The organism is Dactylosporangium sp. CA-152071 (assembly GCF_050936335.1).
Taxonomy (GTDB): Bacteria; Actinomycetota; Actinomycetes; order Mycobacteriales; family Micromonosporaceae; genus Dactylosporangium; species Dactylosporangium maewongense.
This window is the reverse complement of sequence record NZ_JBNJMZ010000002.1, coordinates 804095-818423: the sequence shown is the minus strand read 5'-3', so window position 1 is coordinate 818423 and position 14329 is coordinate 804095. Positions and strand designations below refer to the sequence as shown.

At 76.0% G+C, this 14329-nt stretch carries 4 protein-coding genes; 3 read left to right on the top strand and 1 reads right to left on the bottom strand.

All coding sequences use genetic code 11. The features are described from left to right. The first annotated feature begins 168 nt into the window (after positions 1-168). From ACQEVZ_RS43885 to ACQEVZ_RS43875, 3 genes are read left to right on the top strand one after another with little or no spacing between them, the layout of a single operon-like run. Positions 169-4968: an amino acid adenylation domain-containing protein gene (locus ACQEVZ_RS43885; RefSeq protein ID WP_433379052.1), complete on the top strand. Its 4800-nt coding sequence runs from the start codon at positions 169-171 to the stop codon at positions 4966-4968. Then, positions 4955-8179: a non-ribosomal peptide synthetase gene (locus tag ACQEVZ_RS43880; protein WP_433379049.1), complete on the top strand. Its 3225-nt coding sequence runs from the start codon at positions 4955-4957 to the stop codon at positions 8177-8179. Before ACQEVZ_RS43885 ends, ACQEVZ_RS43880 begins: the two co-directional genes overlap by 14 nt. Beyond that, positions 8176-13467 carry a non-ribosomal peptide synthetase/MFS transporter gene (locus ACQEVZ_RS43875; protein WP_433379045.1) on the top strand — a complete coding sequence of 1764 codons (5292 nt, stop codon included), beginning with the start codon at positions 8176-8178 and terminating at the stop codon, positions 13465-13467. The genes ACQEVZ_RS43880 and ACQEVZ_RS43875 overlap by 4 nt, the downstream gene beginning before the upstream one ends. Here ACQEVZ_RS43875 and ACQEVZ_RS43870 read toward each other — a convergent pair. Beyond that, positions 13434-14324, bottom strand: coding sequence for an NAD-dependent epimerase/dehydratase family protein (locus tag ACQEVZ_RS43870; RefSeq protein ID WP_433379042.1), 891 nt, complete (start codon positions 14322-14324; stop codon positions 13434-13436). The two genes, ACQEVZ_RS43875 and ACQEVZ_RS43870, sit on opposite strands and share 34 nt — an antisense overlap. Between the last annotated feature and the right edge of the window lie 5 nt (positions 14325-14329).

Below are 14329 nucleotides of genomic sequence, written 5' to 3'. Positions count from 1 at the left end.
GCATGAGCCGACGTGATCCGCCCCACCGCGCCCCCGGACCCGAAACGCGAGGGTGATCAATGGGGCATCGGTGACCGTGCGTGCGGTTTCGAAGCACAGATAGATGCGGCATGATTTCCCGGTAGGCAACGCTGCGGCATCGGTGCCGCGGGCGGGGGAGGACCGCGCGTGTCTCATCGTGTCCATGTCGCGTTCGAGGAGCAGGCTCGGCGCACTCCCGACCGGGTGGCCGTCATCGCCGGGCAGGTCCGGATGCGGTACGCGGACGTGGCCGACCGCGCGAACCGGATCGCCCGTGAGCTGCGCCGCGCCGGCGCCGGACCCGGCGAGCTCGTCGGGGTGTGCCTGGGCCGGGACGAGCACCTGCTGCCGGCGCTGCTGGGCGTGCTGAAGACCGGCGCCGCGTACGTGCCGATGGACCCCGCGTACCCGGCAGAGCGCCTCGAATACATCGCCGCCGATGCCGGCGTGAACCTGATCGCGACGACCACGGCGACGGCGAAGGGCACGCTCGCGGTCGACGAGATCGGCGCCGACGCCGACAGCACCCCGCTGGGAGGCGAGGGCGACGAGGGCGACGAGGGCGACGAGGGCGACGGCAGCGACGCGGCGTACGTCATCTACACGTCGGGCTCCACGGGAAGGCCCAAGGGCGTCGTCGTCGAGCACCGCAACACGATGAACCTGCTGCGGTGGGAGGCGGCCGCGTACACGGCCGAGGAGCTGCGGGGCATGCTCGCCACCGCGTCGATCTGCTTCGACCCGTCGATCACCCAGCTGTTCCTGCCGCTGGTCACCGGCGGCACCGTGATCCTCGCCGAGAACCTCCTCGCGCTGCCCACGCTGCCCGCCCGCGCCGAGGTCACCACCGTATACGGCGTGCCGTCCGCCCTCAGCGTCCTGCTCCGCGAGCCGCTGCCGGACGGCGTGCGGGCCGTGTTCGCCGGTGGTGAGCCGCTGACCCGCGGGCTCGTCGACCGGATCTACGCCAACCCCGGCGTACGGCGGGTGCTCAACCTGTACGGCCCCACCGAGTGCACCACCACCTGCGCGGTCGCGGAGATCGGCCGGGACGGCACCGACGAGCCGCCGATCGGGCGCCCGATCGCCGGCGCGGTGATGGAGGTCCGGGACGCCGCCGGCCAACCCGTGGCGGACGGCGAGCTGGGCGAGCTGTGGATCGGCGGCCCGGTGGTCGCCCGCGGCTACCTGGGCGACGACCAGCGAGGCGCGTTCGTCGTCGAAGCGAGCGGCCGGATGTACCGCACCGGCGACCTGGTCCGCGGCGCCGGCGGGGTGCTGCGCTTCGCCGGCCGCGCCGACGACCAGGTGAAGATCCGCGGCTACCGGGTCGAGCCGGGCGAGGTCGAGGCGGTCCTGGCACGCCACCCGGCCGTCCGCCGCGCGTGCGTGCTGGCCGTCGCCGACGCCGACGCCGATGGGGTCAAGCACCTGGTCGGGCACGTGGAGGCGGCCGGCGCCGACGAGCGGACCCTGCGCGCCTGGCTGCGCCGGCGGGTGCCGGACCACCTGGTGCCGACCCGGATCGGCGTCGCCGACCGGCTGCCGCTGGGCCCGAACGGCAAGGTCGACCGGGCCGCCCTGCCCCCGCTGCCGCCCGGCCGCCCGGCGGGGACCGGCTTCGTCGCGGCCCGTACACCCGCCGAAACCACCATCGCGGCGATCGTCGGTGACGTGCTCGGCATCGCCGGGGTGGGCGTCGAGGACCGCTTCACCGACCTCGGCGGGCACTCCCTCGCCGCCGCCCGCGTCTGCGCCCTCGCCGGCCGCGAGTTCGGCACCACGGTCGCCCTGGCCGACTTCCTCGCCGAGCCGACCGTCGCCGCCCTCGCGGCCCTCGTCGGGGTGGCGCGCGAGACGGCGGGCAGGCCGGTCCGGCACGCGGGGCGGGCGGAGTACCCGCTGACCCCGACCCAGCGCGAGCTGTGGACGCTGCGGCAGATCAGCCCCGTGCCGTCGGTGACGACGGTCGCGTTCCGCGCCCGGCTGACCGGCCCGGTCGAGCCCGCGGCGGTCAGGTCGGCGCTCGCGGCGATGGTCGCCCGGCACGAGGTCCTGCGCAGCCGGATCGTCGACCGTGACGGCGCTCCGGTAATCGTTGTCGGCGTCGGTACGGCGGTGCCGCTGGCCGAGCACGACCTGCGCGACCGGCCCCCGGCGGCGCGGCGGGCACGGTCGGACGAGATCGCCGCCGCGGCCGCACGACACGCATTCGACCTGTCCGGGACCGAGCCGCTCCTGCGGGTCGACCTGATCCTGGTTGCCGCGGAGGAGTCGGAGCTGATCGTCGTCAGCGATCACGTGGCGTTCGACGGCTGGTCGACCGGCACGTTCCTCACCGAGCTCGCCGCGGACCTGGCCGCGCCCGGCAGCGTCGCCCCGCCACCGGTGCAGCTGGGCGACGTCGCGCTGATGCACCCCGTCGCCGGCGGAGAGGAAAACCCGTGGCGGGACGAGCTGGCGGGCGCGTCGCCGCCGGGCGAGCTGTTCACCGGCAGCGGCGGGTTCCGGGGCGAGCGGCTCACCCGGCCCGTGCCGCCGGACGTCGTCACCGGGCTGGCCGAGGTGTGCACGGCGAGCGGCGCCGCACCGTTCGCCGGCTGGCTGACCGCTCTCGGCCTGCTCCTCGCCGGCCTCACCGCACGGGCGGACGTCCTCGTCGGCGCGGTCGTCGCCCGCCGCGCCGGACCCGAGCTCGACGGCGTCATCGGCCCGCTCGTCGACGTCCTGCCGGTCCGCCTCCGCCTGGACGCCGCCGCCACCGTCCGCGACACGATCGCCGCGGCCTCGGCGACGACCGCCCGCGCGCTCGACCGGCCCCGGCCGTCCACCGAGGACCTGTTCGAGGCCGTCGGCACCCAGCCGCGCGGCGCGATGATCACCCCGGTGGTGCTGTCGGCGCAGCCGGCCGGCCTGCCGGTGCGCGTCGAGCGGGGCGGGGTCCGCCTCGAGCTGCTCGGCGAGCTGAGCTGCGGCGGCGCGCAGAATCCGCTCACCGTCTTCGTCAACGAGACCGCCGGCGGCGCCGAGCTGCAGCTGGAGTACGACCTCGACCTGACCGACCGGGCGGCGGCGGCCGCGTTCGCCGACCGGCTGCTGCTGGTGCTCGCGGAGCTGACCGCCGACCCCGACCGCCCGCTGACCCGGGTCCCGCTCGTCACCGCGGCCGAGGCGGCGGACCTGCTGGGCCGGGCCGCCGGCCCGCCGCTGCCCGCGGACGCGCCCGCGACCGTGGTCGACGCGATCGCCCGGCAGGTCCGGCAGCGCCCCGGCGACGTCGCCGTCGCCGGCGCGGACGGCGAGCTGACCTACCGGCAGCTGTGGGACGCCTCGGCCGAGGTCGCGTCGGTGGTGCGCGGCCACGGCGGGGTCGTCGGCGTGTGCCTGCCGCGCGACCACCGGCTGCCGGCGACGCTGCTGGGGGTGTGGCGGGCCGGCGCCGCCTACCTGCCGCTGGAGCCGGAGCTGCCGGCGGAGCGCCTCGCGTGGCTCGCCGCCGACGGCGGGGTCCGGACCGTGCTCTGCCGCACCGCGACCGCCTCGGCGGCGGGGACGGTGGCCGGCACCCGCGTGCTCGACCTCGACCAGGTTTCGCCCGCCGCCGATGTACCGCTGCCGCCCGTCACACCCGGCGACCTGGCGTACCTGCTGTACACGTCCGGCTCGACCGGGACACCCAAGGGGGTGGCGGTCGCGCAGGGCGGGCTGGCGTCGCTCACCGAGGCGCTGCGGCTCGAGCCCGGCATCGGGCCGGGCGACAGGATGCTCGCCGTCGCCACGGTCAGCTTCGACACCTCCTGCGCGGAGATCTGGGCCACGCTCGCCGCGGGCGGCACCTGCGTCGTCGTGGAGCGCGACAGCGCCGTCGACGGGCACCGGCTCGGCGAGCGGATCGCCGAGCACCGGATCAACCTGATGAACGTGCCACCGACGATGCTCCGCACGCTGCTCGCCGCGCGCTGGACGGGCGCGCCGGACCTGCGGGTGTGGGCCGGCGGTGAGGCCCTCGACCCCGCGCTGGCCCGCGACCTGCTGCCCAGGGTCGCGCAGCTGTGGAACGTCTACGGCCCGACCGAGGGCACGGTCCTCTCAGCCGTGCACCGCGTGACCTCGGTCGGCGACACCGCGCCGATCGGGCACCCGATGCGCGGCGAGCGCCTGTACGTGATGGACCCGCTGCACCGGCTCGCGCCGCCCGGTGTCGCCGGCGAGCTGTGGATCGGCGGCGGCGGCCCCGCGCTCGGCTACCACCGCCGGCCGGAGCTGACCGCCGCCGCGTTCGTGCCCGACCCGTTCGTGCCCGGCGGCCGCTGCTACCGCACGGGCGACCTGGTCCTGTGGCGACCCGGCGGGGACCTGGAGTTCCGCGGCCGGCGGGACCATCAGCTGAAGGTCCGCGGGCACCGCGTGGAGCTCGGCGAGATCGAGGCGGCGCTGCGCGACCACCCCGGCGTCACGCACGCCGTGGTCACCGTGCGGGGCACGGGCGCCGAGGCGCATCTGGTCGGCTACCTCACCGGCACCGCCACCGGCGAGCAGGCCGCCGGAGAGCTGCGGCGCCGGCTGCCGGAGCACCTGGTGCCGCACCGGTGGGTGGTGCTCGACGCACTGCCGGCGCTGCCCAGCGGCAAGGTCGACCTGGCCGCGCTGCCCGACCCGGACGACACCCGGCCGCACCGGCCCGCCGAGTCGATGATGGAGCAGCTCGTCGCCGACGTGTGGACGCAGGTCCTCGCCACGGACCGGGTCGGCGCCGACGACAGCTTCTTCGGCCTCGGCGGGCACTCGCTGGCCGCGACCCGCGTCGCCGGCCGGCTGCGCGACACGCTCGGCTGCGCGGTGCCGGTGCGGCTGCTGTTCGACCATCCGGTGCTCTCGGACTTCGCCGAGCGGCTGGAGCGCCTTGTCATGGACGAAATTCGGGGGAATGACTATGACCTTGTCTGAGCAGGACACGCTGCGCGCTCTCATGGAGCGGCGGGTCGCGGCCGCGCGGGCCGCCGCCGCGGACGCCGCGGCCGGGTCCGAGCCGGAGATCCCGCGCCGGGCCGACCCGGACGCGCCGCAGCCACTGGCGCCGTCGCAGCGCCGGCTGTGGTTCAACGCCCAGTTCGAGCACAACACGTCGATCTACCACGTGCCGGCGGTGCTGCGGCTGACCGGCCCGCTCGACGCCGACGCCCTGCTGGCCGCGCTCCGCGACGTCGCCGCCCGGCACGAGGTCCTGCGCAGCGTCGTCGTGCCGGCCGACCTGGTCGCGGTCGCCGTGCCCGCCGACCGGATCGAACTGTCCATCGTGGACGCGACCGAGGCGACGCTCGCCGAGTCGCTGCGGCTCGAGGTCAGCCGCCCGTTCCAGCTCGACCAGGAGCCACCGATGCGGGCCGCGCTGTTCCGCCTCGCCCCGGAGCACCACGTCCTGCTGCTGACCGTGCACCACATCGCCACCGACGCCTGGTCGCAGGACCTGATGCTGGACGAGTTCGGCGCCCTCTACGCCGCCCGCCTGCACGGCACCACCCCGCCGGCGCCCCCGCGCCTGCAGTACGCCGACGTCACCGAGTGGCTGGCGGCCCGCCCCGCCGACGACCACGTCGGCTGGTGGGTGCAGCGCCTCGCCGGGCTCGCCCCGGCCCTCCCGTTCCCGGTGGACCGGCCCTACCCGGCGGTCGCCGACTGGACCGGCGGCTACGTGCCGCTCACCGTGCCGCCGGCGCTCGCCGCACGGATCCGCGCGGCCGCCCGCGACGGGCAGGCGACCCCGTTCATGGTGCTGCTCGGCGCGTGGCAGGCGCTGCTCGGCCGGCTCTGTGGCAGCGACGACGTCGCCGTCGGCGTGCCCGAGTCCGGGCGGCACCACCGCGCGACCGAAGGCGTCGCCGGGTGCTTCATCAACACCCTCATCATGCGGACCGACCTGGCCGGCGACCCGACCGGCCGGCAGCTGCTCGACCGGGTCCGCGAGACCACCCTGGAGGCGTTCGCGCACGCCGAGGCGCCCTTCGAGCGGGTCGTCGAGGCGGTCGCGCCGGAGCGCTCCACCGCCACCACGCCCATCTTCCAGTCGATGCTGTTCCTGCTGGAGACGCCGCAGCGGGACCCCGTCCTGCCGTCGGTACGGGCGCAGCGCCTGCCCTCCCCGCTGGACTCCAACAAGTTCGACGTGAGCCTGTCGCTGACCGGCCGCGACGGCGGATACGACGGCTTCATCAGCTACCGCAAGGACGTGTTCGACCAGGCCACCGTCCAGCGGTGGGCGCGCTGGCTCCTGGCGCTGCTCGACGGCATGCTGGCCGACCCGGACCGGCCGCTGTCCCGGCTCGACCTGCTCGCCGACGCCGAGCGGGCCGCGCTGCTCGCCCAGGGCACCGGGCCCGACCTGCCCGCGGGCACGCCCGCGACCGTCCTGGACGCGGTGCTCGCCCAGGCCGCGACCCGCCCCGACACGGTCGCGGTCGACGGCGGCGACGGCACCCTGACCTACGGCGACCTGGCCACCGCCGCGAAGCGGATCGCGACGGCACTTCGGCGCTGTGGCTCCGGGGGCACCGGGGGCTCCGGACCGGTCGGGATCTGCCTTCCCCGCGACCGCCACCTGCCGGCCGCGCTCGTCGGCGGGTGGCTGGCCGGGTCACCGTACGTGCCGCTCGAACCCGACCATCCGGTCGAGCGGCTGCGCTACCAGCTCACCGACTCGGGCGCCGGCGTCGTCCTCGCCGCCGCCGAGACGCTCGACGTGGCGCGCCGGATCGCCGAAGGCACCGGAGCCGTCGTCGTCGACCTCGCCGCCGCCCTCGCGACGGAGCCGGGCGAGCTGCCGCCGGTCGGGCCGGGCGACCTCGCGTACATCATCTACACCAGCGGCTCGACGGGCCGCCCCAAGGGCGTGGAGCTGACCCACGGCAGCCTCGCCGCGTTCGTCGCCGCGCAGTGCGAGCTGATGCCGGTCACCCACGACGACGTGATGCTCGGCCTGACCGCGCTCTCCTTCGACGTCGCCGGCCTCGAACTGTGGGTCGCCCTCGGCCACGGCCTGCGCCTCGCGCTGCTCGAACGCGGCGTCGCCGTCGACGGGCACCAGGTGGCGCGGCGGATCACCGAGGCGGGGGTGACCGTGATGACGGCGACGCCGACCACGTTCCGGATGCTCGTCGCCGCGGACTGGCGGGCGCCGCGGGTGCGGGCCGTCGCCATCGGCGAGGCCGTCGACCCCGTCCTCGCGCGGGAGCTGACGGCCCGGCTCGGCGAGTTCTGGAACGGCTACGGCCCCACCGAGACCGCCGTGACGTCCACCATGCACCGGGTCACCGCCCCCGTCGGCGACACCGTGCCCATCGGCACCCCGATGGCGGGGGAGTGGGTGTACGTGATGGACCCCAACTCCCCAGCTGCCGGGCGGCTCGCGCTGCCCGGGACCGTCGGCGAGCTGTGGATCGGCGGGGCCGGTGTGGCGCGCGGCTACCACGGCCGGCCCGACCTGACCGACGCGGCGTTCGTCGCCGACCCGGTGCGCCCGGGCGAGCGCTGCTACCGGACCGGTGACCTGGTCCGCTGGCGCACCGACGGGCTCCTCGATTTCCTCGGCCGCCGCGACCACCAGGTGAAGGTGCGCGGGCACCGCATCGAGCTCGGCGAGGTCGAGGTGCGGCTGCGGGCCGCGCCCGGCGTCGCCGAGGCCGTGGTGACCGTCGCCGGCGGCGCCGACCCGCACCTCGTCGGCTACGTCGTGCCGGGACCCGGGTCGGTGGTCGACCCGCCCGGCCTCGAGACGCTGTTACGGGCGGCGCTGCCCGAGTACATGGTGCCGCGCCGCTGGATGACGCTGCCGTCCCTGCCGGTCAACGGCTCCGGCAAGGTCGACCGCGGCGCCCTGCCCGAGCCGCACGACGAGGTCCGCGAGCGGGTCGCGCCGCGCAGCGACGCCGAACACCTCGTCGCCGACGTGTGGGGCGCGGTGCTGCACCGCGACGACCTGTCGGTGCACGACAACTTCTTCGCCCTCGGCGGGCACTCGCTGTCCGCGACGCTCGTCGTCGGCCGGCTCCGCGACGCGCTCGACCTGCCGGTGCCGGTGCGGCTGCTGTTCGAGCAGCCCGTCCTCGCGGGCTTCGCCGTGGCCCTCGAGTCGCTGCTGCTGGCCGAGGTGACGCGGGCGTGACGGTCACCGACGACCAGCGCTCGCTCATCCGGCAGCGCCTGGCAGCGGCCCGCGCGGTGACGAGCCGTGCCGCCGCCCACACCGCCACCAGGATCCCCGCCACCGATCCGGGCGTTCCCGCGCCGCTGTCCCCGGCGCAGGCGCGGCTGTGGTTCATGCACCAGCTGGAGCCCGACAGCGCTGCCTATCACGTCACGGCCACGGTACGGCTGACCGGCGCGCTCGACGTGGCCGCCCTGACCGCCGCGGTCCGCGACCTGGCGACGCGGCACCACGTGCTGCGCAGCCGGTTCGTGGACCAGGACGGCACCCCCACCGCGGTCGTCGGCGCCGCCGGCGACGTGCCCGTCGAGACGGCGGGCACGCTCGACGCGTTCCGGGACCGGGCGTTCCGGCTCGCCGAGGAGCCACCGATGCGGGCGCTCATCTGCCGCACCGGCCCGGACGAGCACCTGCTGCTGCTGGTCGTGCACCACATCGCCTTCGACGCGTGGTCCGTCGACCTGGCCCTGCGCGAGCTCGCCGACCTCTACGCGGCCAGGGTGGAGGGCCGGCCCGTCCCGGCCGCGCCCGCGGTGCAGTACGCCGACTACGCCCGCTGGCAGGGCGGCCGGGAGCCGTCCACAGTGGACCTCGACTGGTGGGTCGAGCGCTTGCGGGGCCTCGCGCCGGTGCTGGACCTGCCCGCCGACCGGCCCCGCCCGCCCGTCGCCGGCGCCGAGGCCGGGCAGGTGCCCGTGGAGGTGCCCGCCACGCTCACCGCCCGCATCGACGGCCTCGCCGCGGCCGGCGGCGCGACCCCGTTCATGGTGCTGCTCGCCGCCTGGCAGGCGCTGCTCGCCCGGGTCTGCGGCACCGACGACGTCGCCGTCGGCGTCCCCGCCGCGGGCCGGCACCACCCGGACGTCGAGACGATGATCGGGTGCTTCATCGGCACGCTGGTGCTGCGCACCGACTGCTCCGGCGACCCGACCGGCCGCCAGCTGCTGGCCCGCGTGCGGGAGACCGCGATCGACGCGCTCGCCCACGCCGAGACCCCGTTCGAGCGGATCGTCGACCGGCTGCAGCCCGAGCGGAACCTCGCCACCACCCCGATCTTCCAGGTGCTGCTGAACGTCCTGGAGCAGCCGCCCGCGCCGATGCGCTTCCCCGGCCTCGACGCGCACGTCGTCGACCTGCCGATCCGCACCACGAAGTACGACCTCAACCTCGCGCTGTCCCGCACCGCCGACGGCTACCGCGGCTCGCTCGTCCACCGCGCCGAACTGTTCGACGACGACACCGCCCGCCGCCTCACCGGATGGTTCCTGGCGCTGCTGGACGGGCTGACCGCCACCCCCGACGTGCCGGTCGGCCGGCAACCGCTGGAGCCGGGCGCGCTGTCAGGACCGGCCGGCCGCCGCGTGTCGTACACGATGGAACAGCCACTCGATCAACTGATCGCGCGCCACGCGGCGCTCACGCCCGACGCGACCGCGGTCGTCGCCGCCGACGGCAGCCTGACCTACGCCGAGCTGGACCGGCGCGCGGGCGTCGTCGCGGCGCGGCTGCTCGCCGGCGGGGTGCGGCCGCAGGAGCCCGTCGCCGTCCTGACCGAGCGCGGCGTCAGCCTGCCCGTCGCGATGCTCGGCGCGCTGAAGGCCGGCGCCGCCTACCTCCCGATCGACCCCGGCTACCCGGACGGGCGGGTGGCGGACATCCTCGACGCGGCCGGCGCGCGGTTCGTGCTCACCGAGGCGGCCTTCGCCGGCCGGGTCGCGGACCGCCGGGCGCTCGTCGTCGCGGACCTCGCGGGTGAGCCGGCGCAGGCCGTGCGGGTGCCGATGGACCACCTCGCGTACGTCATCTTCACGTCGGGCTCGACCGGGACACCCAAGGGCGTCGCCGTCGAGCACCGGCACATCGCGCACTACCTGCACGCGGTCGCCGACCGCATCGGGCGGCACGCGTCCTACGCGCTCGTCTCCACCCACGCCGCCGACCTCGGCATGACGAACCTGTTCGGGGCGCTGACCACCGGCGGCGTCGTGCACCTCGTCGACCGGGAGACCGCCACCGACCCGGAGGCGTTCGCCGCCTACCTCGCCGCGCACCCGGTCGACGCGATGAAGCTCGTCCCCAGCCACCTGGAGCTGCTCGCCGCCCACGGCGACCTCGCCGCCCTGCTGCCCCGCGCGCAGCTCGTCCTGGCCGGCGAACCATGCCCGTGGGAGCTGATCGAGCGCATCGAGCGGGTCCGCCCCGACCTCGGCGTCCAGGTCCACTACGGCCCGACCGAGACCACGGTGTCGGTGCTCGGCTGCGACGTGCGCGAGATCCCCGCCGGGCGCCGCCACGGCATCGTTCCGATCGGCCGCCCGTTCCCGAACGTGGAGTGCCTCGTCACCGACCCGGCCGGCCGGCCCGTGCCCGCGGGCGTGCCGGGGGAGCTGCACATCGGCGGGCCGGGCGTCGCCCGCGGCTACCTGCACGGGCGCGACGACCGGTTCACCGGCGACCGCTACCGCTCCGGCGACCGCGTCCGGGTCGACGCGCACGGCCTCGTGCACATCCTCGGCCGCGTCGACGACCAGGTGAAGATCCGCGGCTTCCGGGTCGAGCTCAACGAGGTCGCCGCCGCCGTCCGCGCCGTCCCCGGCGTCGGCGAGGTGGTCGTGCTGCCCGTCGGCGAGGCGCACACGCGGCGGCTCGCCGCGTGGGTCACGCCCGCGACCGCCGACACCGGCGTGATCCGGGCCGCGCTGCGGGACCGGCTGCCCGACTACATGGTGCCGTCGGCGTTCGTCGCGCTCGACCGGCTGCCGCTGACCGCCAACGGCAAGGTCGACCGGGCCGCGCTGCCCGCCCCCGCGGCACCGGCGGCGGCCACCCGCGTCGCGCCGTCGACACCGACGCAGGTGCGGGTCGCGGCGGCCTGGGCGCAGGTGCTCGACGACGCCGACCCCGGCCTCGACGACGACTTCTTCGCTCTCGGCGGCGACTCGTTCAAGGCCGTCCGCGCGGTCCGCGCCATCGACCCGCAGCTGCGCGTCATCGACCTCTTCACGCACCCCACCGTGCGCGAGCTCGCCGCGTACCTCGACGGTGACACCGGATCGTCGGGGCTGCTGCACCGCCTGGCCGGGCCCGCGACCGGCACGCTCACCGTCGTGTGCGTCCCGTACGGGGGTGGCTCCGCCGCCGCGTACGGCCCCCTGGCGACGGAGCTGGCGCAGCGGGTCCCCGGCGCGGCCGTCCTCGCCGTCGAGTTACCCGGGCACGACCCGGCCCGCCCCGACGAGCCGCCGCTGCCGATGTCCGCGCTCACCGACCGGATCGTCGCGGACCTGCCGCCCGGGCCGGTGCTCGTGTACGGGCACTGCGTCGGCTCCGCGGCCGCCACCGAGCTGGCGCTGCGCCTGGAGGCCGAGGGCCGCGACGTCGTGGGGCTCGTCGTCGGCGGCAGCTTCCCCGCCGCGCGGCTGCCCGGCCGGGTCACCGCGTGGCTGCACCGGCGGATCCCGGCCACCTGGTGGACCTCGGACCGGGCGTACCGGGACTTTCTGCGGACCCTCGGCGGCCTCGACGACGACACTGGGCTTGATACTGGACTGGACACCGAAACGATCCTGCGCGGGCTGCGGCACGACGTCGACGAGGCGCAGACCTGGTTCACCCGCGAGCTGACCCGCCCCGACCGGCGCCGGCTCCGCGCGCCCGTGCTGTGCCTGATCGGTGCCCGGGACCGCTCCACCGAGCTGTACGAGGAGCGCTACACCGAGTGGGGCGCGTTCGCCGACCGGGTCGCCCTCGCCGTCCTGCCCCGCGCCGGGCACTACTTCCTCAAGCACCAGGCCGCGCCGGCCGCCGAGCGCATCGCCGGCGCCGCTCGGGACTGGCGGGAGGGGCGGCCACCGGAGCCGGTCAGCACCGCGGTCACCGGCGGGCAGGCCCGCCGCGACCTGCGCGACTTCTACCTCATGGCGGCCGGGCAGACCGCGTCGCTGATCGGCGCGGCGCTCAGCTCGTTCGCCCTCGGCGTGTGGGCCTACCAGCAGCACGGGCGGGTCGCCGACTACGCGCTCGTCACCATGCTGGCGCTGCTGCCCTCGATCCTGCTGCTGCCCCTCGGCGGCGCCGTCGCCGACCGGCTCGACCGGCGGCGCATCATGCTCGCCTGCAACGGTGCCGGCGCCGCGGTCATGACGGCCGTCGTGACCCTTCTCGCCCTGGGCATGCTGGAGATCTGGACCGTCGGGCTCCTCGCCGGGCTGCTGTCCGCGATCACCGCGTTCCACCGGCCCGCGTACCTGGCGGCGGTCGCGCAGCTCGTGCCGAAGCCGTACCTCGGGCAGGCCAACGCCCTGGCCAACCTCGGGCCCGGCATCGGCATGCTCATCGCGCCCCTCGCCGGCGGCGCGCTCATCACCGCGCTCGGCATGCCGTGGGTCGTCGCCGTCGACGTGGTGTCGCTGCTCGTCGGCGTCGGCACCCTGCTCGTCGTGCGGCTGCCCGACCGGCTGTTCCGCCGGCAGGAGGAGACCTTCGCCCGCGCCATCGCCGGCGGCTGGCGGTTCCTCGTCCGGCGGCGCCCGCTCATGATCATGATCGGGTTCTTCGTCGTCGAGAACTACCTGGCGATGCTCGCCCTCGCCGTCACCGTCCCCACCGTGTACGGCTTCGGCGGCACCACTGCCGTCAGCGTCGTCACCACGTGCAGCGGCGTCGGCGCGGGCCTCGGCGCGCTCGCCATGGTGCTGTGGGGCGGCGCCGAACGCCGCGCCACCGGCATGGTCGGCTTCGTCATCGGAGTCGGCCTCGGCGCCGCACTCGTCGGGCTGCGGCCGTCGACCGCGGTCGCCGCCGCCGGCAGCCTCATCTGGTACGCCTCCCTGACGATCCTCAACGCCCACTGGCTCGCCATCATCCAGGTCAAGGTCGGCCTCGAGCTGCAGGGCCGGGTCCTCGCCACCAACCAGATGTTGGCGGTCGCGATGACCCCGCTCGCGTTCCTGACCGCGCCGCCGCTCACGTCCCTCGTCACGCCGCTGCTGCGCCCCGGCGGCGCGCTCGCCGGGACCGTCGGCGAGGTGGTGGGCGTCGGCACCGACCGGGGCGCCGGGCTCGTCCTCGTCGCGTGCGGGGTGCTTCTCGTCGTGTGGGGCGCGCTCGGGCTCGCGTACCGGCCGCTGCACCGGATGGAGGACGACCTGCCCGACGTGTCCGCCGGCGCGGAGATCCCCGACACGCTCGACGAGGTGCAGGACGCGCTGCTTCAGCGGGAGTTGGCGGACCGCCAGGCGACGTAGTCGGCGACTGCGGCGGCGATGTCGAACTCGGGCTTGAAGCCGGTGTCCTCGGTGAGGCGGCTGATGTCGAGGTACGGGTGGGCGCCGCCGCCCCCGGGCCGCGCCTCCGCATCGAGAGCGTCCGCGACCTCCCGGTAGGTGAACGGTCGGCCGCTGGACACGTTGTATGTGTCGTGCCGCAGGCTCGGGGCGGTCATGAGCAGGGCGATCGCGCGGCCCGCGTCCGGCGCGTAGCAGGTGTCGCCGCCGTCGCCGGCGTGCAGCGGCGGCGGCTCCTCGCCGCGCAGCACGGCGCTGATGTACGGCGGGATCGGGTTGAACGGCGACTCCGGGTCCATGAGCGCCCCCCAGGTGCTGCCGATCCGCAGCAGCACGGGCTGGACGCCGGTGCCCTGCAGGGCGTGCGTGACGACCGGCTCGACGGCCTTCTTGAACGCGACGATCAGGTGCGGCAGGAGCGCGGCCGGCAGCGGCAGCTCCTCGTGCCAGGGGATCTCGGGCCGGCCGATGTACACGCCGATGCTGCTCGCGACGGCGAACCTGCGCACCGACCGCGCGCGGGCCGCGTCGAGGGCGTTGAGCAGCCCGGCCATGTCTGTGCGGAAGTACGCCACCGGGTCGTCGCCGGGGATGGAGCCGGCGAGGTGGACGATGCCGCTGATTTCGTGGCGGTCGGCGAGGGCGAGGAACGCGTCGCGGTCGGTGACGTCGAGGGCCTCGACGGTGACCCGGCCGGCGAGGAACGACGGCACCTCCGCCCGCCGGTGCGCGGTGACGACGACCTGGTGCCCGAGGTCGGCGAGCGCGCGGGCGGTGTGGGCGCCGATCATGCCGAGCCCGCCGGTGACGAGGATCATGGCTT

Coding starts and splice junctions, on each gene's coding strand:
- ACQEVZ_RS43880 (WP_433379049.1), top strand. CDS start 4,955: ATGACCTTGTCTGAGCAGGACACGCTGCGCGCTCTCATGGAGCGGCGG.
- ACQEVZ_RS43870 (WP_433379042.1), bottom strand. CDS start 14,324: ATGATCCTCGTCACCGGCGGGCTCGGCATGATCGGCGCCCACACCGCC.